The following is a 21,383-nucleotide window of genomic DNA, read 5'->3' as shown; positions in this document are numbered from 1 at the left end:
CGACGGAGCGGGACGAGGGGACGGCATGACGGTCGCGGGTGTCGGGGAGTTCGGGCTGATCGACCGGGTGACCGCCCGGCTGTCGTACGGGGAGAGCTGCCTGCTCGGCCCCGGCGACGACGCCGCGGTGGTGGCGGCGCCGGACCGGCGGGTGGTCGCCTCCACCGACGTGCTGGTCGAGGGACGGCACTTCCGGCGGGACTGGTCCGGGGCGCGGGACGTGGGACACCGGGCGGCGGCGGCGAACCTGGCCGACATCGCCGCCATGGGCGCCACGCCGACCGCCCTGCTGGTGGCCCTGTGCATGCCGACCGAGCTGGACCCGGCCTGGGCCGAGGAACTGGCCGACGGGCTGGGCGCGGAGGCGGCGCTGGTCGGCGCGAGCGTGGTCGGTGGGGACATGTCGGCCAGCCCGACGCTGACCGTCGCGGTGACCGCGCTCGGCGACCTGGCCGGGCGGGCCCCGGTGGTCCGGTCGGGCGCCCGCCCGGGCGACGTGGTGGCGCTCGCCGGGCGCACCGGCTGGGCGGCGGCCGGCTACACGGTCCTGTCCCGGGGCTTCCGGACGCCCCGCCTGCTGGTCGAGGCGTTCCGTCGCCCCGAGGTGCCGTACGCGGCGGGGCCGGCGGCCGCCCAGGCCGGCGCGACCGCCATGATCGACGTGTCGGACGGGCTGCTCGCCGACCTCGGACACGTGGCGGCGGCCAGCGGGGTGGCGATCGACCTGACCCGGGACGCGTTCGAGGTGCCCCGACAGATGCGCGACGCGGCGCAGGCGCTCGGCGTGGACCCGTACTCGTGGATCCTGGCCGGCGGGGACGACCACGCGTTGGCGGCCACGTTCCCGGACGGGGTCGCGCTGCCCGCCGGCTGGCGTCCGGTGGGGCGGGTGGGCGACGGCGCCGGGGTCACCGTCGACGGCGCCGACCACGAGGGCCCGCGCGGGTGGGACCACTTCCGCTGACCTCGCCGGACCGACGGAGTGATCTGCGTCCGACCCCGGCCGCCGGGGCGGGGCGGGGGTCGGGCCCGGTCGTAACCTGGGCACCGTGAGCGAGATCGAGATCCGGGAACGGCGCTTCGACGCGCCCGAGTCACAGGCGTTGATCCGGGCGGCGCTGGCCGACCTCGGGCAGCGGTACGGCGGCAGTGGCGACGAGACGCCCGTCGACGCGGCCGAGTTCGCCCCGCCGGCCGGCGCCTTCCTGGTCGCCTACCTGGACGGGCGGCCGGTGGGCTGCGGCGGCTGGCGCAGTCACGGCGAGGACGGCGACACGGCGGAGCTGAAGCGGATGTACACCGCGCCGGCCGCCCGCGGGCGGGGCGTGGCCCGCTCGGTGCTCGCCGCCGTCGAGCGGTCCGCCCGCGACCACGGCCGCAAGCGGATCGTGCTGGAGTGCGGCGACAGGCAGCCCGAGGCGATCGCCATGTACACCTCGGCCGGCTACGAGCCGATCCCGAACTTCGGCTTCTACAAGGACGAGCCCGGCTGCCTGTCGTTCGGCCGTACCCTCTGAGCGCCGGTCACCGCCGCCGGCCCGCGCGGGCCGGCGGGCACGACAGAAGCCGGCGGACCCGATGGGTCCGCCGGCGACCGACGATGTTCCGGTGGCGCTGCCGCGTCAGGCGCGGGTGACCTTGCCGGCCTTGATGCACGAGGTGCAGACCTGCAACTTCTTGGTGGTGCCGCCACCGGCCGGGGTCCGCACCGACTGGATGTTCGGGTTCCAGCGGCGGTTGGTCCGCCGGTGCGAGTGGGACACGTTGTGGCCGAAGCCCGGTCCCTTGCCACAGACGTCGCACACGCTAGCCACGGGATACTCCTGGGATTGAAACGTTCATGAGGTCGCCGCCAGGCGCTGCCCGGGCAACCTGGTCAGGTTACCCGATGACGGCCGGGCATGCCCAACCGGCCCTTCGCGGGCCGGGCCAGCGTACCGGCCGCGCCGGGCCGGGGACACGCCGGGCGGACCCGGACGACCCCGGCGCGTGTCGGTGTGCGCCAGTAGGCTTCCCGACGTGCTGGACACCCTCGACGCCGCCGCGGTGCGCCGCTGGTGCGCGAGCGGCCTCGCCACGCTCCAGCGGCACCAGGGCGAGATCGACGGCCTCAACGTCTACCCGGTGCCCGACGGCGACACCGGCACCAACCTGGTGCTGACGCTCACCTCGGCCCAGCAGGCCCTGGCCATGGACCTCGGCACCCTGCCCGACGACGGGCACACCCCGCACGGGCACGCGCTGCGGTTGATGGCCCGGGGTGCCCTGCTCGGCGCGCGGGGCAACTCCGGGGTGATCGTGTCGCAGATCCTGCGCGGCCTCGCCGACGCGCTCGCCGCCGCGCCGGCGGTCCGGGGCCGGCAGCTCGCCGCCGGGCTGGCCGACGCCACCGCCGCCGCCTACGCCGCGGTCGCCCGGCCGGTCGAGGGCACCCTGCTCAGCGTGGTCTCGGCGGCGGCCCGGGCGGCCGAGCGGGCGGACAGCGACGACCTGCGCACGGTGGCCCGGGCCGCCGCCGAGGCCGCCGCCCGCGCGCTGGCCCGCACCCCGGAGCAACTGCCGGAGCTGGCCCGCGCCGGCGTGGTCGACGCCGGCGGGCGCGGGCTGTGCCTGCTGCTCGACGCGCTGGTCGAGGTGATCACCGGGGAGAGCCCCGGCCAGCCGGCGCCCGCGCCGCCCGTCCGCCGCCCGACCGCCACCGCCGCGCGGGAGACCGGCTCCGACGCGTACGCCTACGAGGTGCAGTACCTGCTCGACGCCACCGACGAGGCGGTGACCCGGCTGCGCGCCGAGCTGGCCGCGCTCGGCGACTCGCTGGCGGTCGTCGGCGACGGCTCGGGCACCTGGAACGTGCACGTGCACGTCAACGACGTCGGAGCGGCGGTCGAGGCGGGCGTCGTCGCCGGCCGGCCGCACCGGATCACCGTGACCCGGTTCGCCGACCAGACCGCCCCGGCGCCCGCGCCGGCGGTGGCCCTGCCCGACGGCCGGGCCGCCGTGGTGGTGGCCACCGGCGCCGGCATCGCCGAGCTGTTCGCCGCCGAGGGCGCCGTCGTCGTGCCGGCCAACCCGTCCACCGGCGAGCTGCTCGACGCGATCCGGGCCACCGGCGCGGCCCGGGTGGTGGTGCTGCCGAACGACCCCAACACCCAGTCGGTGGCGAGCGCGGCGGCCAAGGAGGCGCACGGCCTCGGCGTCAAGGTCAGCGTGGTGCCCACCCGCTCCCCGGTGCAGGCGCTCGCGGCGCTCGCCGTCCGCGACCCGAAGCGGCGCTTCGAGGACGACGTGATCGCGATGGCCGAGGCGGCCGGCGCGTGCCGCTACGCCGAGGTCTGCCACGCCGGCCGGGAGGCGCTCACCGTCGCCGGCCCGTGCCGCCCGGGTGACGTGCTGGCCCTGGTCGAGGGCGAGGTGCACCTGATCGGGCAGGATCTCACCGACACCTGCACCGCCGTGGTCGACCGGATGCTCGGTGGCGGCGGGGAGCTGGTCACCCTGCTCTGCGGGGCGGACGCCCCGGCCGGGCTGGCCGACCGGGTGCGCGCGCACGTCGAGCGGTCGTGGCCGTTCGTCGAGGTGCAGGCGTACGAGGGCGGGCAGCCGCACTATCCGCTCCTGGTGGGGGTCGAATGACGAGCGAACCGACCACGGTGGACACGCCGCTGAAGAAGCTGGTCGGCGAGCGCACCGCGAAGGCGCTGGTCGGCCACCTCGACCTGCACACCGCCGGCGACCTGATCTACCACTTCCCGCGCCGCTACGACGAGCGTGGCGAGCACACCGACATCCGCTCGCTGGACGTGGGGGAGCAGGTCACCGTGCTCGCCCAGGTGCAGCGCACCGCCGTGCGGCCGATGCGGCAGCGCCGGGGCAACCTGCTGGAGGTCACCGTCGGCGACGGCTCCGGCGGCGTGCTCACCTGCACCTTCTTCGGCAACCAGGCGTGGCGGGAGCGGGAGCTGCGCCCGGGGCGGTGGGGGCTGTTCGCCGGCAAGGTGACCGAGTTCCGGGGCAAGCGGCAGCTCAACGGCCCGGAATACGTCCTGCTCGGCGAGGGCGGTGAGGGCGAGGCGGCGGCCAACGAGGAGGTCGAGGAGTTCGCCGGGGCGCTGATCCCGGTCTACCCGGCCGCGGCGGCGGTGCCGACCTGGGTGATCGCCCGCTGCGTCCGGGTGGTGCTGGACACGTTCACCCCGCCGGAGGACCCGCTGCCGGCCACCGTGCGGGCCACCCGCAACCTGGCCGACATCGGCACCGCCCTGCGGGAGATCCACCGTCCGTCCAGCAAGGAGGCGCTCTACCGGGCCCGCCGGCGGCTGAAGTGGGACGAGGCCTTCGCCGTGCAGCTCACCCTGGTGCAGCGCAAGCACCGGGCGGCGGCGTCGCCGGCCCGGGCCCGGCCGGCGAAGGCCGGTGGCCTGCTCGACGCGTTCGACGCCCGGCTGCCCTACGAGCTGACCCCCGGCCAGCAGGTCGTCGGGCGGGAGATCGCCGCCGACCTGGCCACCGCGCACCCGATGCACCGGCTGCTTCAGGGCGAGGTGGGCTCCGGCAAGACCGTGGTGGCGCTGCGCGCCATGCTCCAGGTGGTCGACGCCGGCGGGCAGGCCGCGTTGCTCGCGCCGACCGAGGTGCTCGCCGCGCAGCACCACCGGGGCATCCTCGACCTGCTCGGCCCGCTCGGCCGGGCCGGTGAGCTGGACGCCGCCGACGACGCCACCCGGGTGGAGCTGGTCACCGGCTCGCTGGGCGCGGCGGCGCGGCGACGGGCGCTGGCCGAGGTGGCGCAGGGGCGGGCCGGCATCGTGCTGGGCACCCACGCGTTGCTCTACGAAGGGGTCGACTTCGCCGACCTGGGCCTGGTGGTCGTCGACGAGCAGCACCGCTTCGGGGTGGAGCAGCGGGACGCGCTGCGGGCCAAGGCCGAGCAGCCGCCGCACGTGCTGGTGATGACGGCCACCCCGATCCCGCGCACGGTCGCCATGACGGTCTACGGCGACCTGGAGACCTCCACGCTGTCCCAGTTGCCGCAGGGCCGGTCGCCGATCGCCTCGCACGTGGTCCCGGCCGCCGAGAAGCCGGCCTTCCTCGACCGGGCCTGGCGTCGGCTGCGCGAGGAGGTCACCAAGGGCCACCAGGCGTACGTGGTGTGCCCGCGGATCGGTGAGGGCCCGGTGTCGGACGAGGAGGCGCCGCGGGAGGACGACAACGGCCGCCGGCCGCCGCTGGCGGTGACCGAGGTGGCCCCGCTGCTCGCCGAGGGGCCGTTGCACGGGCTGCGGATCGGGGTGCTGCACGGCCGGTTGCCGGCCGACGAGAAGGACGCGGTGATGCGCGCGTTCGCCGACGGCGACCTGGACGTGCTGGTCGCGACCACGGTGGTGGAGGTGGGCGTCAACGTGCCCAACGCGACCGTGATGATCGTGCTGGACGCCGACCGGTTCGGTGTCTCCCAGCTGCACCAGCTGCGCGGCCGGGTGGGTCGGGGTTCGGCGGCCGGGCTGTGCCTGCTGGTCAGCGAGGCGGCCGAGGGGTCGTCGGCGCGGGAGCGACTGGACGCGGTCGCCTCCACCACCGACGGGTTCAAGCTGGCCGAGCTCGACCTGGAGCAGCGCCGGGAGGGCGACGTGCTCGGCGCCACCCAGTCCGGCCGGCGCTCCCACCTGCGGCTGCTCTCGCTGCTGCGGGACACCGACCTGATCCGGGACGCGCGGGCCGAGGCGATCGAGCTGGTCGGGGACGACCCGGAGCTGGCCCGGCACCCGGCGCTGGCCGCCTCGGTCGCCGCCCTGGTCGACGAGGAACGGGCCGAATACCTGGAGAAGGGCTGACGCCCGCGCGGGTCGCGGGGCTGCGGCACGCGGGTCGCGTGCCTAGGCTCGCGCAGATGTCGACACCATCACTCGAACGCGGTGTGCTGCTGCTGACCCGGGGTGACGAACTCCTGGTGGACCGGGTCGTCGGGGCTGCCGACGAGACGTCCGGCCGACCGTGCACCCCGGCGACGCGGTTCCAGATCGCCTCGATCAGCAAGCAGATGGCGGCCGCGGCGGTGCTGCTGCTCGCCGAGCGCGGCGTGCTGCGCCTGACCGACCCCGCCAGCCGGTGGCTGCCCGACCCGCCGCCACAGTGGTCCGGCATCACGCTGCACCACCTGCTCACCCACACCTCGGGCCTGGGCCACTGGGAGGAGTATCCAGCGGTCGACATCTGCGGGCCGGCCGAGCCGGACGATCTGCTCGGCCGGTTCGCCGCGGTGCCGCCGCTGTTCCCGCCCGGGGCCGGGTGGCACTACAGCAGCCCGGGCTACGTGCTGCTGGCCCGCGCGGTCGAGCGGGCCGCCGACCGGCCGTACGCCGGGTTCCTCGCCGAGGAGGTCTTCGCGCCGTTGGGCATGACCGGCAGTTTCGCCGGCGCGGGCGACGGGCGGCCGGACCTGGCGGTCGGACACGAGGGCAGCCGGACCGTGCCGTCCTGGGACCTGGCGACGGTGAGCATGGGCGCGGGTGACGTCTGGTGCACCGCGGCGGACCTGCTGACCTGGCTGGACGTGCCGCGCCGCAGCCGGTTGCTCACCCCGGCCTCGGTGGCGGCCATGACCGCGCCGCACGCGCCCACCGGCCGGCCCGGCGAGGCGTACGGGTACGGGTGGTTCGTCGGCCCGCTGGCCGGCCGGCGGGCGGTCCACCACTCCGGGGACAACGGGGGCTACAAGGCGTTCGCGGCCTGGCTGCCCGACTCCGACCAGCGGCTCGTGCTGTTGGCCAACCAGGCCGAGGTCGACCCGGTCGCCGTCACGTCGCTGCTCGGGAGCGACCGCGCCGTCTGATCCGCACCAGCTCGGCGAGGTGGTGCGTTCCGGGTGGGACGATCCCGTCCCGGCGGCGTGCCGGAGTGGACCACGAGCGGCGAGGGCGCGCCGACCGGCTGGTCGACGCGCCCTCGGGCGATCAGCGGGATCAGGCGGTGAAGCTGATCCGGCGACGGCGGGCCACCACGTAGAGCACCGCGCCCGCGGCCAGCAGCAGCACCGCGCCGCCGGCGATGGCGCCCGCTGCCGGACCGGTCACCGGCAGGCCGCCGCCCTGGCCGGAGCAGTCCTCGGGCTGGGTGTACGGGATGGTCTCGGAGTCCTCGACCACGTCGTACTTCACGGTGACCTTGAGGCCCTCGTAGGCGTCGAAGGTGACCGAGGCGGTCTTGCCCGGCTCGGAGACGAGCTTCTTGGTGACGCCCTTCTCGGTGGTCATCGTGGCGGTGAAGGGGACGCCCTTCGCCGGGTTCTCCACCGTGAAGGTCATCGAGTCGCAGTCCTGGTCCAGCTTGAAGATCGGCTCGGCCGGCTCCGCCGGGGCGGACGGCGTCGCGGACGGGCTCGGCGGCGTGGAGGCGGACGGCGTCGGGGTGGGCGTGGCCGGCTGGCTCGGCTCCGGCGTCGCGCTCGGCGTCGGCGTGGGGGAGCTCGGCGACGGCGACGGGCTCGACTCCACCTCGCAGTTCCGGCTGGGCTGGGCCACGACGGTGCGCTCACCGTCGTGCGACTGCCGGCCCCGCTCCCAGTGCGCCCCGACGGTGAGCTTCAGCTCGGGGACGGCTCCGGTGAAGGTGTGGGTCTGCGAGCCGGTCAGCGGGCCCTGACCCGCCGGCTTCAGCTCCGCGCCGACGGAGAGGCCACCGGTGATGTCACCGGGCACGGTGGACTCGAGCTTGGTGATCCGGCCGGAGATGTCGGTCTCGCTGCTGATGACCGACCAGGTGACGGTGACCTTGCCGTCCTTGGTGGCGCAGTAGCTGCCGGAGGGCTCGGGGTGGTGGGCCGCGGCCGGGCCGGCCACGGTGGCCACGCCGGCGAGGCCGATCAGCGCGCCGGCGGTGAGGACGGCGGCGCGCCGGAGGTGGAGACGGTTCACGTCTTCTCCTGGTGAGGGGAGGATGGGAGAGGGATGCGGCGGACGGACCGGAGCCACGCGTCCGCACGACAATCGGGCAGACCCTAGCGAGATCGACACGACGGGCGTTACCGCGATCGACGGGTCGTAAAGGGTCCGTTATGAACTTGAGATCATTGATGTACGTCGGGTCATGGGGCGGTGCACCGGGTGCTCCACCGCGCCGTTCCGGGCGTCGCGTAGCGTCGGGGCATGCGCAGGGAGCGACGGTGACCCGGATCGTGGCGGGCACGCTCGGCGGGCGGCGGATCGCCGCGCCGCCGGGTGCCGGCACCCGGCCGACCTCGGACCGGGTGCGGGAGGCGCTGTTCAGCGCGGTGCAGGCCGATCTCGACCTGGACGGGGCGCGCTTCGCGGACCTCTACGCCGGCTCCGGCGCGGTCGGTCTGGAGGCGCTGTCCCGGGGGGCGGCGCACGTGTTGCTGGTGGAGTCCGACGCCCGGGCCGCCCGGGTCGTCCGGGAGAACATCGCCGCCCTGCGGGCCGCCCCGGCCGCCCGGCTGGTCACCGGCAGGGTGGCCACCGTGCTCGCCGCCGGGCCGGACGACGGGCCGTACGACGTGGTCTTCGCCGATCCCCCGTACGCGGTGCCGGGCGCGGAGATCACCGCGATGCTGGCCGCGCTGGTCGACGGCGGCTGGCTGGCCCCGGACGCGCTGGTGATCGTCGAGCGGTCCAGCCGTTCCGGCCGGGTCGAGTGGGTGGAGGGCGTCACGCCGGAGCGCAGTCGGCGCTACGGCGAGACCACCCTTTGGTACGGTCGCCGATCATGAGACGTGCGGTCTGCCCGGGCTCGTTCGACCCGGTCACCAACGGTCACCTCGACATCATCGGCCGGGCCAGCCGGCTCTTCGACGAGGTGATCGTCGGCGTGCTGGTCAACCAGTCGAAGCAGGGGTTGTTCACGGTCGAGGAGCGGATCACGATGCTCCGCGAGGTGACCTCCTCGTACGACAACGTGCGGGTGGAGTCGTTCCGCGGCCTGCTCGTCGACTTCTGCCGGGACCAGCAGGCGAGCGTGCTGATCAAGGGCCTGCGCGCGGTCAGCGACTTCGACTACGAGCTGCAGATGGCCCAGATGAACATCGGCCTGGCCGGGGTGGAGACGCTCTTCATGCCGACCAATCCGCTCTACTCGTTCCTCTCCTCCAGCCTGGTCAAGGACGTGGCGAAGTGGGGTGGCGACATCTCCGCCCACGTCCCCGACCTCGTCCGCGACCAACTCCAGACCCGCCTCCGCCCCTAACCCCCCCCACCCCCCAGCCCGCCGATCTTGCGGTTGCGGCCCGGTTCTCGTCCTTTCCGCGAGGAATGCCGGGGCGGAAAGTGCAAGATCGACGGGCGTCGAGGGGTGGGGCGACGCGCCGGGTGGGGGCGGGTGGGGCGGCGGTGGTCGGCGCGCGACATGATGTGTGCAGCGCCGAAACCGGGCGCAGGCCGCATCATGGAGGGCGGCCGACGAAGACAGGAGTGAGGTACCGGTGGACCCGCTCGATCGCATCGACGAACTGATCGCCATGGTGGAGCAGGCCCGCTCCGTCCCGATGTCGCGCAACAACTGCATGGTCGACCGGGGCGAGATGATCGCCGCGCTGGACGAGTTGCGCGTCGAGCTTCCCGCGGACCTGCGTCGGGCCGCCGCGCTCCTGGAGGAGCGGGACAAGATCATGGAGGCCGGCAAGCGGGAGGCCGACCGGATCATCAGCGAGGGTGAGGCGGAACACGCCCGGCTGGTCTCGGTGAACGAGATCACCGTCTCGGCGGAGCACGAGGGCGCCCGGATCATCGCCGAGGCGCGGGCCGAGGCGCAGCGCCTCCGCGAGGAGGTGGACGACTACGTCGACACCGCGCTGGCCAACTTCGAGCAGTTCCTCACCCGGGCGCTGGCCTCGATAGAGCGTGGCCGGGACAAGATGCACGCGCTGCGCGAGATCGGCACCTTCGCGGGGGACGAGGCGGAGCGCCCGCTACCCTTCTAGGACCACGCGCGGGCCGGTCGCCGACAGCCGGCCGCCGTCGGGTGCGCCCCCGGTTCGACGGTCCGCCCGTCTCCCAGGTAACCTTTTTTGTCGGCCTCTCACCGGCCGGAGTCTGACTATGCCCAAACACTCGCCACGCTCACTCGACCCCAGGTCGCCGCTGGTCCTCGACACGAGGGACCTGCCGCGTCGGCCTGGCGCGTTGCGTACGCACAAGCGGGTCGTGCCGGCACCGGCGGACCTCGGCGTGGAGTTGATCGGCGTGCCGGAGGGTGCGGACCTCGACCTCGACCTGAGGTTGGAGTCGGTGTCCGAGGGCGTGCTCGTCTCCGGGACCATCTCCGGTCCCGTCAAGGGCGAGTGCGGCCGCTGCCTGCGCGAGATCGACGACTCGGTGGTCGTGAACGTCCAGGAGCTGTACGCGTACGAGAACAGCGCCACGGACACCACGACCGACGAGGACGAGGTGGGCCGGATGCAGGACGATCTGATCGACCTGGAGCCGGCGCTGCGGGACGCGGTGGTGCTCATGCTGCCGACGAACCCGCTCTGCCGGGAGGACTGCCCAGGCCTGTGCCCCGAGTGTGGGGTGCACTGGGACGATCTGCCGGCCGACCACAGTCACCAGCAGATCGACCCGCGTTGGGCGGGCCTGTCGCAACTGACCCGTACAGAGGAGTAAGAACCGTGGCCGTCCCCAAGCGCAAGATGTCGCGCAGCAACACCCGCGCCCGCCGGGCGAACTGGAAGGCCTCGGTGGTCGCGACCGTGGCCTGCCCGCAGTGCAAGTCGCCGAAGCTGCCGCACGCCGCCTGCTCCGTCTGCGGCACCTACAACGGCCGTCAGGTCCTCGAGGTCTGACCCGGACGCCGAGTGACGCCCCCGACCACCGGTCGGGCGGCGCGCGCACCAAGGCTCTCGCCCGGTGCCCCGGCTCCCTCCCACGCCGGCCGCTCATCGGCCGGCGTGCCGTCGGAGCCGGGCACCGCGCGGATCGCCGTCGACCTCCTCGGCGGGGACGATGCTCCCGCCGTCGTGGTTGACGGCGCTCTGCGGGCGTTGCGCGCCGACCCTGACCTGCACCTGCTGCTCGTCGGTCCGACCGAGGTCGCCGACGGGCTGACCGGTGCCCTCGACCCGGCGCAGCGCGCCCGGGTCACGGTCCGCCCGGTGCGGGCCGCCGTCGGCATGGCCGACCATCCCACCGCCGCCCGCGGCGACAGCACCGTGCGCACCGCGGTGCAGGCCGTCCACGACGGGCTCGCCGACGCGGTCGTCTCCGCCGGCTCCACCGGCGCCACCGTCACCGCCGCCGCGCTCGGCCTCGGTCGCTGGACCGGGGTACGCCGACCCGCGCTGGTCGCCACGATCCCCGCCGTCGAGGGACCGGTGGTCCTGCTGGACGTCGGCGGCACGCTCGAACCCGGCCCCGCCACGCTGGCCCGGCACGCCGTCCTCGGCGCCGCCTACGCGGCCGTGGCCCACGCCGTCCACGCCCCCCGGGTGGGGCTGCTCTCCGTCGGCCACGAGGCGGGCAAGGGCGACCGGCTGCGCCGCTCCGCCGACCCCGCGCTCGCCGCCGTGCCGCTGCCCTGCGGTGCCCGCTACGTCGGTCTGGTCGAGGGCTACGACATCTCCCTCGGCGCCCGCGCCGACGTGGTGGTCACCGACGGCTTCACCGGCAATGTCCTGCTCAAGGCCATCGAGGGCGCGTACGCCATGGCCGGTGGACCCCCGGCCAACGGCGGGGCGCCCCGCGCGGCCGCGCTGCTCGGGGTGGCCGGCACCGTGGTGGTGTGCCACGGCGCGGCCGGGCCGGACGACGTGGCCTCGGGCATCGCCCTGGCCGCCCACCTCTGGCGTCGCGACGCCGCCGGGACGGTCCGCGCCCTGCTCGCCGAGATCCCGCACGAACCCGCACCTGACCGCAACGACACCGAGGTAGCACCATGACCAACGACAAGCGGCGGCGTGCTCCCGTCGGCCACCTCGAGACGGCCTTCGGGGTGTCGCTCGACCCGGAGCTGCTGGAACGCGCGTTGACCCACCGCTCGTACGCGTACGAGAACGGCGGGCTGCCCACCAACGAGCGGCTGGAGTTCCTGGGCGACTCGGTCCTCGGCGTGGTGATCACCACGGCGCTCTTCCACAACCACCCGGACCTGCCCGAGGGGCAGTTGGCCAAGCTGCGGGCCAGTGTGGTCAACATGCGCGCCCTGGCCGACGTGGCGCGCGGCCTGGGCCCGGACGGGCTGGGCGCCTACCTGCTGCTCGGCAAGGGCGAGGAGGCCACCGGCGGGCGGGACAAGGCGAGCATCCTCGCCGACACCCTGGAGGCGCTGCTCGGCGCCATCTACCTCCAGTACGGCCTGGACACCGCGGCCATCGTGATCCACCGGCTCTTCGACCCGCTGATGGCCGAGTCGGCCGGGCGGGGCGCGGCGCTGGACTGGAAGACCAGCCTCCAGGAGCTGACCGCCGCGCTGGGGCTGGGCGTGCCGGAGTACCGGATCGAGGGCACCGGGCCGGACCACCTCAAGACGTTCACCGCCTGGGTCGTGGTGGCCGGCAACCGCTACGGCGGCGCGGAGGGGCGCAGCAAGAAGGAGGCCGAGCAGCGGGCCGCCGAGTCGGCCTGGCGGACGCTGACCGAGCAGGCCGAGGCGCGGGCCGCGGCCGAGGTGGAGGTCGCCGAGGCGGAGGTCGCCGACCCGGCGGACGCCGAGGCGGGCGCCGGCCGTGCCTGAGCTGCCCGAGGTGGAGACGGTCCGGCAGGGGCTGGCCCAGTGGGTCGTCGGCCGCCGGATCGCCGCCGTCGAGGTGCGCCACCCCCGCGCGGTACGCCGGCACGCGCCCGGCGGCGCGCACTTCGCCGACGTGCTGGCCGGCCGCACGATCACCGACGTCCGCCGCCGGGGCAAATACCTCTGGTTGCCGCTGGACAGCGGCGACGCGGTGATCGGCCACCTCGGCATGTCCGGGCAGCTGCTGCTGCAACCGCCCGGCGCGGCCGACGAGCTGCACCTGCGGGTGCGGTTCCGGTTCGCCGACGACGGGCCGGAGCTGCGCTTCGTCGACCAGCGCACGTTCGGCGGGCTGTCGGTGTCCGACGGCGGGGCGGAGCTGCCGGCCGAGATCGCGCACATCGCCCGTGACCCGATGGACCCGGAGTTCTCCGACGAGGCGTTCGTGGCGGCGCTGCGCCGCAAGCGCACGGAGGTCAAACGGGCGCTGCTGGACCAGACGCTGATCTCCGGGGTGGGCAACATCTACGCCGACGAGGCGCTCTGGCGGGCGAAGCTGCACGGCGCCCGCCCGGCGGACGCGCTGACCCGTCCGGCGGCGCTGCGGCTGCTCGGCCACGTGCGGGACGTGCTCGGCGAGGCGATCAAGCAGGGTGGCACCAGCTTCGACGAGCTGTACGTCAACGTCAACGGCGAGAGCGGCTACTTCGACCGGTCGCTGAACGCGTACGGCCGGGAGGGGGAGCCCTGCCCGCGCTGCGGCGCGCCGATCCGGCGTGAGGGATTCATGAACCGCTCCTCCTACAGTTGCCCGCGGTGCCAGCCGCGGCCCCGGGGCAGCCTCCGGGGATGACCCCGAGTCGGCTCGGGGTTGCGCCGGTGTGCATCGCCGGCGGGCGCCCGGGGGCGCGCCGGACCGTACCCTGAAATGCCCTTTCCGCCCGATCGGCGCGGCCGGTTCCGGCCGTCCGGCCCCACCTTCGGCGATCGGGGAGGAGCCGGGGCCGTTCCCCGATGTCCGGACCGCGCCCGCTGCCTAGCGTCACCAGAGGTCGGCACGGGGCCGACGTCTGGAGGGGGACCCGGATATGGGCAGGCGACCGGTGACCGTGCGGTTGGCGCGGTGGAGTGCGGAGCATCCGTGGCGGGCCATCGCGCTGTGGGTGGTCTTCGTGGCGGTGTGCTTCGTCGGCGGCACCGCCGCCGGGTTGAACGAGGCCACCGACGCCGACCAGGCGATCGGTGAGTTCGGGCAGGCCGAGCTGATCGTGGACAGCGGCGGGTTCCACCAGCCGGCCACCGAGAACGTGCTGATCACGGCCCGCTCGGGCGCGCTCGACCCGGCCGCCGCGAAGGCCGCCGCGCAGGACGCGACGGACCGGCTGCGGCAGGTCGACGGCGTCGCCTCGGTCGGTACGCCGCTGCCGTCGCGCGACGGCGGCGCGTTGCTGGTGCCGATCACCATGGCCGGCGACCCGGAGACCGCGGGGGACCGGGTCCAGCCGCTGCGGGACACCACCGCGCGGGTGCAGGAGGCGCACCCGCAGCTACGGGTGGAGCAGGTCGGCGGCCCGTCCATCGACAAGGCGCTCGACGACACCCTCGGCAAGGACTTCAAGCGGGCGGAGCTGCTCAGCCTGCCGGTTACCCTGGCGATCCTGATCATCGCGTTCGGCGCGCTGATCGCCGCCGGCGTGCCGGTGCTGCTCGCGCTCTCCTCGGTGGCCGCCGCGATGGGGCTCTCCACGCTCGCCTCGCACCTGGTGCCCGCCACCGACACCACGGCCAGCGTCATCCTGCTCATCGGCATGGCGGTCGGCGTGGACTACTCGCTGTTCTACGTGCGGCGGGAACGGGAGGAACGGGCCAAGGGGCGGTCCGGCCTGGACGCGGTGGAGATCGCCGCGGAGACCTCCGGGCACGCCGTGGTGGTCTCCGGCACCGCCGTGATCATCTCCATGGGCGGCCTGCTGCTGGCCCAGGACGCGATCTTCTCGTCGCTGGCCGTCGGCTCGATCCTGGTGGTGGCGGTCGCGGTGATCGGCTCGCTGACCGTGCTGCCGGCGCTGCTGGCCAAGCTCGGCCGCTGGGTGGACCGGCCCCGGGTGCCGCTGCTGTGGCGGCTCACCGCCCCGCGTACCGGGCGGCACGGGCAGCCCGCCGCGCCCCGGTTCTGGCCGGCCGTGCTGCGGCCCGCGCTGCGCGCGCCGGTGGCCACGCTGCTGATCTCGGTCGCCCTGCTGCTCGCCCTGGCCGCGCCGGCGCTCGGCATGAAGCTGAAGTTCCCCGGCGCGGAGGACGTGCCCCGCACCACCGCCGCGATGCAGGCGTACGACCGGCTCACCGCCGCGTACCCGAGCAACGGCACCAACCACACGGTGGCCGTGCGCGCGCCCGCCGACCAGGCCGACCGGGTGCGCGCCGCGCTGACCGGCCTCGCCGGCCGGACCGCCACCGACCCGCTCTTCGCGCCGGCCGAGGGGGACGGCCCGGAGATCAGGGTGTCGGCGGACCGGCGGGTGTCGGTGCTGGAGGTGGCCACCCCGTACGCCAGCCGGTCCGCCGAGGCGTCCCGGTCGCTGCACGAGCTGCGCGACGACCTGGTCCCGGCCGCGCTGGGCGGCATCCCCGGCGTGGAGTACGCGGTCGGCGGCGGGGTGGCCGCCAGCGAGGACTACGCCGACCACATCTGGGCGAAGCTGCCGGTGGTCGCGGCGTTCGTGCTGGCGCTGACGTTCCTGGTGATGGCGTGGACGTTCCGGTCGGTGGTGGTGGCGCTCACCTCGATCCTGCTGAACCTGCTCTCCGCCGGCGCCGCGTACGGGCTGCTGGTGCTGGTCTTCCAGGGCGAGTGGGCGGAGGGGCTGCTCGGCTTCACCTCGATGGACGCGATCGTCACCTGGCTGCCGCTGTTCCTGTTCGTGGTGCTGTTCGGGTTGTCGATGGACTACCACGTCTTCGTGGTCAGCCGGATCCGTGAGGCGGTCGACCGCGGGATGCCCAACCGGGAGGCGGTCGCACACGGGATCACCTCCTCGGCCGGGGTGGTGACCAGTGCGGCGGTCGTGATGGTCGGGGTCTTCTCGATCTTCGCGACGCTCAGCATGATCGACTTCAAGCAGCTCGGCATCGGGCTGGCGGCGGCGATCCTGCTGGACGCCACGATCATCCGGGCGGTGGTGCTGCCGTCGCTGATGACGCTGCTGGGCGACGCGAACTGGTGGGCGCCGCGCTTCCTGCGCCGCAGGCCGACCGTCCCGCCGGCCGAGCCGCCGCCCGCGCCGGCCCCGGAACTGGTCGGCGCCCGCTGAGCCGACCAACCCAGCGCCCCGGCCGGTCTCGGCCGGGGCGCTGTCCCTGGGCCTGCCCCTGCCCCCGTCGTGGCTCCGCCCCCGTCGTGCCTCCAGCCCTTGTCCTGCCTCCCCGTCCTCCGCCCCCAGCCCTTGGCTTCGCGGCCCTTGGCTTCGCGGCCCTTGGCTCCCCGGCCCTTGGCTCCCCGAACCCAGCCCTCGGCCCAGGCCCTCAGCCCCCTGCCCAGGCCCTCAGCCCAGCCCTCTGCCCCCAGCCCTCTGCCCCCAGCCCCCAGCCAAGCCCTCAGTCTTCGGCCCTGGCCCTCAGTCTTCGGCCCTGGCCCTCAGTCTTCGGCCCTGGCCTCTGGCCCTTAGCTCCTGGCCCTCGGCTGGCGGCTCGCGGTCCTGGCCTTGATCCGGCCGTGGTCCTGATCGGCTCCGGTCGTTTGCCGACTCGATCTCCGCTTCTCCGGTGCCAGCCACGAAGGCACATCGGCTTTGGGTGATATACCTCAGAGTCATAATTATGACTCTGAGGTATATCGCTCTCTTCTTCCCTCTTGTCGGGAGGTCACGGCGAGTGCCGGTGGCCTCATGACTTCGGCGGCGGTCGGCCGGGACGACTGCCGGGAAGCTGTGGAGAGTGTCGACCGCCTCGTGATCGTGCCAGGCGCCCGTGAGCCGGGACGACTGCCGGGAAGTTGCGGAGAGTGTCGGCGGCGAACCGTGCCGGGGGTCCGTCGGTCGGGACGACTGCCGGGGAGTCGCGCAGAGCCGTCTCGCGACCGTGCCGGCCGTCCGTGGGCCGCCATGGACGAACAGCTCACGCCGGCGGCCCGTCGTCGCGCCCCGGCTTCCTCCTCCTCCCGGAGCGCGTCATGAGCACCGACGTGTCGACCGGCACCGTACGGACCAACGTCCCGGCCCGCCTCGACCGGCTGCCGTGGTCCCGCTGGCACTGGATGATCGTGATCGGTCTGGGCACGGTGTGGATCCTCGACGGCCTCGAGGTGACCATCGTCGGCAACCTCTCCGGCAAGCTGGCCGAGCCCGGCAGCGGCCTGAGCATCACGCAGAGTCAGGTCACCGGCCTCGCCGCCGCCCTCTACGTGGCCGGCGCCTGCACCGGTGCGCTGTTCTTCGGGTGGCTCACCGACCGGTTCGGCCGCAAGAAGCTGTTCCTGCTGACCCTCGGGCTCTACCTGGTCGCCACCGCGCTGACCGCGCTCTCGTTCGACACCTGGTGGTTCTTCCTGTTCCGGTTCCTCACCGGCATGGGCATCGGCGGTGAGTACGCCGCCATCAACTCGGCGATCGACGAGCTGATCCCGGCCCGTCACCGCGGCCGGATCGACATCATCATCAACGGCACGTTCTGGCTCGGCGCCGCGCTCGGCGCGCTGCTGACCGTACCGCTGCTCAACGGCCTGCCGACCAACCTCGGCTGGCGGGTGGCGTTCGGCCTGGGCGCGGTGCTCGGCGTGGTGATCCTGCTGGTCCGCCGGCACGTGCCGGAGAGTCCGCGCTGGTTGTTCATCCACGGCCGGGCGGACGAGGCGAACCACCTCGTCGACTCGGTCGAGGCCGAGGTGAAGCGGGAGACCGGCAAGGACCTCGCCGAGGCCGACAAATACATCGAGATCCGGCAGCGCAGGAGCACGAACTTCCTGGAGATCGCCAAGACGCTGTTCCGTCGCTATCCGAAGCGGGCCACGCTGGGCTTCTCGCTCTTCATCGGCCAGGCGTTCCTCTACAACGCGATCACGTTCGGCTTCGCCCAGATCCTGCAGACCTTCTTCGACGTCCCGCCCGGCAACAGCGGCTACTACTTCGCGGTGATCGCGGTCGGCAACCTGCTCGGGCCGCTGCTGCTGGGCCGACTCTTCGACACCGTCGGTCGGGTGCCGATGATCGCCGGCTCGTACATCGGCTCGGGCGTGCTGCTGCTCGGCACCGCCTGGCTGTTCCACTCCGGTGTGCTCACCGCGGTGACCATGACCGCCTGCTGGTGCGTGGTGCTCTTCTTCGCCTCGGCCGGCGCCAGCGCCGCCTACCTGACGGTCAGCGAGATCTTCCCGATGGAGACCCGGGCCATGGCGATCGCGTTCTTCTACGCGATCGGCACCGCCGCCGGCGGCATCACCGGCCCGCTGCTCTTCGCCAAGCTGGTCGGCAGCGGCCAGGTCGGCGACACCGTGCTGGCCTTCGTCATCGGCGCCACCATCATGATCATCGGTGGTCTGGTGGAGCTGGGCCTCGGCGTCAAGGCCGAGGGCAGGTCCCTGGAGGACCTGGCCACCCCGCTCAGCGCCGAACACCCCGATCTGCCGTCGCAGCGCGGCGCGGGCACGCCCACCCCGGCCACCGGCGCGACCGCCGGCTGACCCCGTCACGGCAGACGCCGCCCCCGCCCACCTTGGCGGGGGCGGCGTCGTGTCACGGCAGCGGGCAGGGCTCGCGCCAGGCGTCGAGCGTGCGGTCCTTGCGGATCGAGGCGAAGCCGTAGCCGACCGTGGTCACGCAGAAGTCGACCGGGTCGCCGGTGTACTCGACGTGGAACACCGGCTTGTGCGCGTCGGCGAACGGCAGCAGCTTCGCGCACTCGCGGCGGCGTACGCACTCCTGGTTGACCGCGAAGTCGAAGTCGGGGGCCAGCGCGGCCACCTGCGCCAGATCGTCGACCAGGCCGGGGGAGAGGTCGAGCTGCCGGGCCAGCCCGGCCAGGCGGCGGTTGAACAGCAACTGGTCGTCGAAGCCGAGCGGGAAGCCGCTGCGGTGCCGGTAGCCGTCCGCGTCCGCAAGCGCCACCGCGCCGAAGCCCTTGCCCCGGCAGAGGCGGAACCGGTCGGCCAGCACGGGCGCGAGCGAGTCCCACCGCCGGACGTCCAGGAACCGGCTCCCGGCCCGCCCCGGCACCGCCGCGCCGCGCACGGCGGCGGGGAAGCGGGTGGCGTCCGGGTCGCCGGTCGCGTACGTGCCGACGCGGACCTGGCAGACGAGCCGGCGACCCTTGGCCCGCAGCGCGGCGGTCTCGGTCGAGGTGGTGGCGACCGGGTCGAGGAGGAAGACGTCGGCGTCCACGGTCACGTCCACCGGCGCGGTGAGCTGCCACTGCCACCGCCACCGGTCGGCCAGCGCGGCCGGCCAGGGGGTGGGCGCGCCGGGCGGGACGGTGACCGCCTCGCGGCACGCCGGGACCGGGGCGAGGAGCAGCGCGGTCAGCGCCAGCGCCACGCCCCGGCGCGGTCCACGTCGGCGGACGCGGGCCGGCCGGGAGCGCGGCACGGCACACACCGGCCGGATCCGCATCGACAGCTCCCCGGACGCGGGCGGCCCGACGCCGCCCCCGACCGGTCAACGAGCGCCGACCCGGTCACGACGCGACCGCTCAACGCGGGGTGCCGAAGTCCTGCGTCCAGTACGGTCCGTTGCTGCGCGCCACGCCCACCCCGATCTCGGTGAACGAGCAGTTCAGGATGTTCGCCCGGTGGCCCGGGGAGTTCATCCAGGCGTCCATCACCGCGGCCGGGCTCTGCTGGTTCCAGGCCACGTTCTCGCCGTACGCCCGCCAGGCGTAGCCGGCCCGGTCGAGCCGGTCGCCCACGTCGCTGCCGTCGCTGCCGTCGTGCGACATCTTCTTGTGGTCGGCCTGGTCCTGGCTGTGCCGCTGGGCGGCGAGCGTCAGCTTGGAGTCGACGCTCAGCGCCTTGCAGCCGGCCTTGGCCCGCTCCTGGTTGACCAGGGTGACGACCTGCTGGAGCTCGGCACTGAGGTTGCCCGAGGAAGTGGTGCGGGCGGTGGTGCCGCTCGGCGTGCTGCTGCGCTCCAGCTGCCGCGACGGGGCGGTGGACCGGTTCGGCTTCGGCGTGACCTTCTTCGTCGGACTCGGCTTGACCGTGGTCGGCGAGGCCGAGGGGCTGGCCGAGGGCACGAGCGCGTCAGCCGAGGGCGCGCCCTCGGTCTCCTCGGTCAGCGAGGGGGCCGCGGCCACCGGCGCGTCCGCGGACGTCCGCTCGGCCGGCCCGTCGCCGCCGGGCAGCAGGACCGCGCCCACGCCCAGGCTCACCACGAGGGTCGCCGCGGCGGCGGCCCCACCGATCACGAACGGACGGCTCAGCCGCCGCCTCGGGCGGTGCCGGCCGTCGTCGTCGGCGGGGGTGTCGGTGACCGGCTGCCAGGCAGCGGTGGGCTGCTCCCAGGCGCCGGCCGGCTGCTCCTCGCCGTTCCACCGGTCGCGGGGTGCGGCGTACGGGCCGGTCGGCTCGAACGGCGTGCCCGGGTGGGCCTCCGTGCCGTAACCGGGCTGCGCGGTGGGGCCGTACCCGGGCTGGGCGGTGGGGCCGTACCCGGGCTGGGCCGCGGGGCCGTATCCGGCATGGGCGGCGGTGCCGTAGCCGGGCTGGGTGGCGGGGCCGTACCCGGGCTGGGCCTGGTCGGCGTGTCCCGGCTGCACGGCGGGGCCGTAGCCGGGTCGCACGGTGGTGGGGTCGGCGTCGCCGGGGAAGCCGGTCGGGCCGTGGCCGGGCCGGGCGGTGTCGCCGTAGCGGCCGGCGTCGAGGGTGGGCGGCAGGTGGCCGGCGGGCGGCTGCCCCGGCTCGTCCCCGAAGAGGTACGACGACCGCGGCTCGGGCCGGTCGGAGAGCCACGCCGGACCCTCGTCGGTCGGCGGCTCGGGGCGCCGGGAGGCGTCCTCCGGTTCGATCGGGTCGGTCCAGCGATACACGCCTGTCCCCTCCACGGGTCGGGTTGCGGGCCGGGGTGACGCTACGGGGGCGGTGCGAGCTGCGGCAACGTGGCTAAGAAAGAGTTAAGGCGAACCCGACGCCAAGGGTGAGCCGTTCACACATTCCCGGGCGTACAGTAAAGGCGTCCGGACAGAGCGTGTCCGCGCCTTCTGGCAGCCCCCCGGCGAGTGGACCGGCCGACGTGGAGATGATCTACGGCCTGCGTCAACTTGACGAAGGAGGGGGGTTCGGCTCAATATATAGGTGTCGCCAGTCGCGCCCAGCCATGCCCCGATACACCGGGAATGGCAGCCGCGAACATCATGGGCGCGCGTTGGCCGGCCTTTCCGGCAGCGCATATCAAGGAGTCAGCATGGCGAAGGCCCTCTACGGCCACGTAGGTGCAGCGCCCGACCGGCGTCTGCTCGACGAGGTCACCCGACTGCGGTCCAGGGTTCAGGCACTGGAGTTCGAGATCACGCGTCTGCGCGCCGAGAACGATCGGCTTGCGGCGGCCGCGGCGGAGGCGGACGACCTCCTCCGTCTGGCCGAGCCCGCACTGACCTGATCTCCAGTTGTCGAAAAACTGAATCGCACCACACCGAAAAGCGCGCCGACACACCTGTGCCGGCGCGCAGCCATGTGCGTACCCCTTTTGCCGTTCCCCGCAATTATCGATCTTGCGGATCCGGCCCGG

Annotated in this window: 20 protein-coding genes; 16 read left to right on the top strand and 4 right to left on the bottom strand. The window is 74.2% G+C overall.

Annotated features, from left to right (window positions below):
* The first annotated feature begins 25 nt into the window (after positions 1-25).
* Positions 26-964, top strand: coding sequence for a thiamine-phosphate kinase (locus tag COO58_RS00180; RefSeq protein ID WP_091580427.1), 939 nt, complete (start codon positions 26-28; stop codon positions 962-964).
* Positions 965-1,049: 85 nt separating this feature from the next.
* On the top strand, positions 1,050-1,517 hold the full coding sequence (locus COO58_RS00175; RefSeq protein ID WP_091580425.1) for a GNAT family N-acetyltransferase: 468 nt from the start codon (positions 1,050-1,052) through the stop codon (positions 1,515-1,517).
* A 105-nt stretch (positions 1,518-1,622) separates the two neighbouring features.
* Here COO58_RS00175 and rpmB read toward each other — a convergent pair whose 3' ends face one another.
* Complete coding sequence (gene rpmB, locus COO58_RS00170; protein ID WP_013284551.1) at positions 1,623-1,814, bottom strand: 50S ribosomal protein L28; 192 nt, start codon at positions 1,812-1,814, stop codon at positions 1,623-1,625.
* A gap of 205 nt (positions 1,815-2,019) precedes the next feature.
* Between rpmB and COO58_RS00165 the strand changes: the two genes are divergently transcribed.
* The 3 genes from COO58_RS00165 to COO58_RS00155 are packed head-to-tail and all read left to right on the top strand — an operon-like array spanning position 2,020 to position 6,829.
* Complete coding sequence (locus tag COO58_RS00165; RefSeq protein ID WP_091580421.1) at positions 2,020-3,633, top strand: DAK2 domain-containing protein; 1,614 nt, start codon at positions 2,020-2,022, stop codon at positions 3,631-3,633.
* Positions 3,630-5,831 carry an ATP-dependent DNA helicase RecG gene (recG, locus tag COO58_RS00160; RefSeq protein ID WP_091580418.1) on the top strand — a complete coding sequence of 734 codons (2,202 nt, stop codon included), beginning with the start codon at positions 3,630-3,632 and terminating at the stop codon, positions 5,829-5,831. The genes COO58_RS00165 and recG overlap by 4 nt, the downstream gene beginning before the upstream one ends.
* Positions 5,832-5,887: 56 nt before the next feature.
* Positions 5,888-6,829 carry a serine hydrolase gene (locus COO58_RS00155; protein ID WP_098743352.1) on the top strand — a complete coding sequence of 314 codons (942 nt, stop codon included), beginning with the start codon at positions 5,888-5,890 and terminating at the stop codon, positions 6,827-6,829.
* 130 nt (positions 6,830-6,959) lie between these two features.
* On the opposite strand, the gene COO58_RS30050 is transcribed toward COO58_RS00155, so the two are convergent.
* Positions 6,960-7,910, bottom strand: a complete 951-nt coding sequence (locus COO58_RS30050; protein WP_091580410.1) for a cell wall anchor protein — start codon at positions 7,908-7,910, stop codon at positions 6,960-6,962.
* 248 nt (positions 7,911-8,158) lie between these two features.
* On the opposite strand from COO58_RS30050, the gene rsmD reads away from it, so the two are divergent.
* The 10 genes from rsmD (at position 8,159) to COO58_RS00100 (ending at position 18,346) form a co-directional block, all read left to right on the top strand.
* Positions 8,159-8,722 (top strand): 16S rRNA (guanine(966)-N(2))-methyltransferase RsmD, encoded by a 564-nt coding sequence (gene rsmD / locus COO58_RS00145; protein ID WP_098743350.1) that lies wholly within the window; start codon positions 8,159-8,161, stop codon positions 8,720-8,722.
* Positions 8,719-9,195, top strand: coding sequence for a pantetheine-phosphate adenylyltransferase (coaD, locus tag COO58_RS00140; RefSeq protein WP_091580402.1), 477 nt, complete (start codon positions 8,719-8,721; stop codon positions 9,193-9,195). Before rsmD ends, coaD begins: the two co-directional genes overlap by 4 nt.
* A gap of 235 nt (positions 9,196-9,430) precedes the next feature.
* The gene (locus tag COO58_RS00135; RefSeq protein WP_091580397.1) at positions 9,431-9,928 is read left to right on the top strand and encodes a hypothetical protein; all 498 of its coding nucleotides are present in this window, start codon (positions 9,431-9,433) and stop codon (positions 9,926-9,928) included.
* A gap of 118 nt (positions 9,929-10,046) precedes the next feature.
* Positions 10,047-10,610, top strand: coding sequence for a DUF177 domain-containing protein (locus tag COO58_RS00130; RefSeq protein ID WP_091580392.1), 564 nt, complete (start codon positions 10,047-10,049; stop codon positions 10,608-10,610).
* A 5-nt stretch (positions 10,611-10,615) separates the two neighbouring features.
* The gene (gene rpmF, locus COO58_RS00125) at positions 10,616-10,789 is read left to right on the top strand and encodes a 50S ribosomal protein L32 (RefSeq protein ID WP_089156974.1); all 174 of its coding nucleotides are present in this window, start codon (positions 10,616-10,618) and stop codon (positions 10,787-10,789) included.
* Between the two features lie 105 nt (positions 10,790-10,894).
* Complete coding sequence (locus tag COO58_RS00120) at positions 10,895-11,881, top strand: phosphate acyltransferase PlsX (protein ID WP_245666833.1); 987 nt, start codon at positions 10,895-10,897, stop codon at positions 11,879-11,881.
* Positions 11,878-12,675 (top strand): ribonuclease III, encoded by a 798-nt coding sequence (gene rnc / locus COO58_RS00115; RefSeq protein WP_098743347.1) that lies wholly within the window; start codon positions 11,878-11,880, stop codon positions 12,673-12,675. The genes COO58_RS00120 and rnc overlap by 4 nt, the downstream gene beginning before the upstream one ends.
* Complete coding sequence (mutM, locus tag COO58_RS00110) at positions 12,668-13,525, top strand: bifunctional DNA-formamidopyrimidine glycosylase/DNA-(apurinic or apyrimidinic site) lyase (protein WP_091580381.1); 858 nt, start codon at positions 12,668-12,670, stop codon at positions 13,523-13,525. Before rnc ends, mutM begins: the two co-directional genes overlap by 8 nt.
* Before the next feature lie 235 nt (positions 13,526-13,760).
* Positions 13,761-15,983 carry an MMPL family transporter gene (locus tag COO58_RS00105; protein WP_098743345.1) on the top strand — a complete coding sequence of 741 codons (2,223 nt, stop codon included), beginning with the start codon at positions 13,761-13,763 and terminating at the stop codon, positions 15,981-15,983.
* Positions 15,984-16,840: 857 nt separating this feature from the next.
* Positions 16,841-18,346 carry an MFS transporter gene (locus COO58_RS00100; protein WP_098743343.1) on the top strand — a complete coding sequence of 502 codons (1,506 nt, stop codon included), beginning with the start codon at positions 16,841-16,843 and terminating at the stop codon, positions 18,344-18,346.
* 52 nt (positions 18,347-18,398) lie between these two features.
* On the opposite strand, the gene COO58_RS00095 is transcribed toward COO58_RS00100, so the two are convergent.
* Both COO58_RS00095 and COO58_RS00090 read right to left on the bottom strand, forming a co-directional pair.
* Positions 18,399-19,271 carry an endo alpha-1,4 polygalactosaminidase gene (locus COO58_RS00095; RefSeq protein ID WP_091580368.1) on the bottom strand — a complete coding sequence of 291 codons (873 nt, stop codon included), beginning with the start codon at positions 19,269-19,271 and terminating at the stop codon, positions 18,399-18,401.
* Between the two features lie 79 nt (positions 19,272-19,350).
* The gene (locus COO58_RS00090; RefSeq protein WP_098743342.1) at positions 19,351-20,685 is read right to left on the bottom strand and encodes a CAP domain-containing protein; all 1,335 of its coding nucleotides are present in this window, start codon (positions 20,683-20,685) and stop codon (positions 19,351-19,353) included.
* 374 nt (positions 20,686-21,059) lie between these two features.
* On the opposite strand from COO58_RS00090, the gene COO58_RS00085 reads away from it, so the two are divergent.
* Complete coding sequence (locus tag COO58_RS00085; RefSeq protein ID WP_036374707.1) at positions 21,060-21,254, top strand: hypothetical protein; 195 nt, start codon at positions 21,060-21,062, stop codon at positions 21,252-21,254.
* Positions 21,255-21,383: the final 129 nt, after the last annotated feature.

Source organism: Micromonospora sp. WMMA1996, from assembly GCF_002573675.1.
GTDB lineage: Bacteria > Actinomycetota > Actinomycetes > Mycobacteriales > Micromonosporaceae > Micromonospora > Micromonospora sediminicola.
The sequence above is the reverse complement of the archived record's forward strand: the minus strand, read 5'-3'. Positions and strand labels throughout refer to the sequence as shown.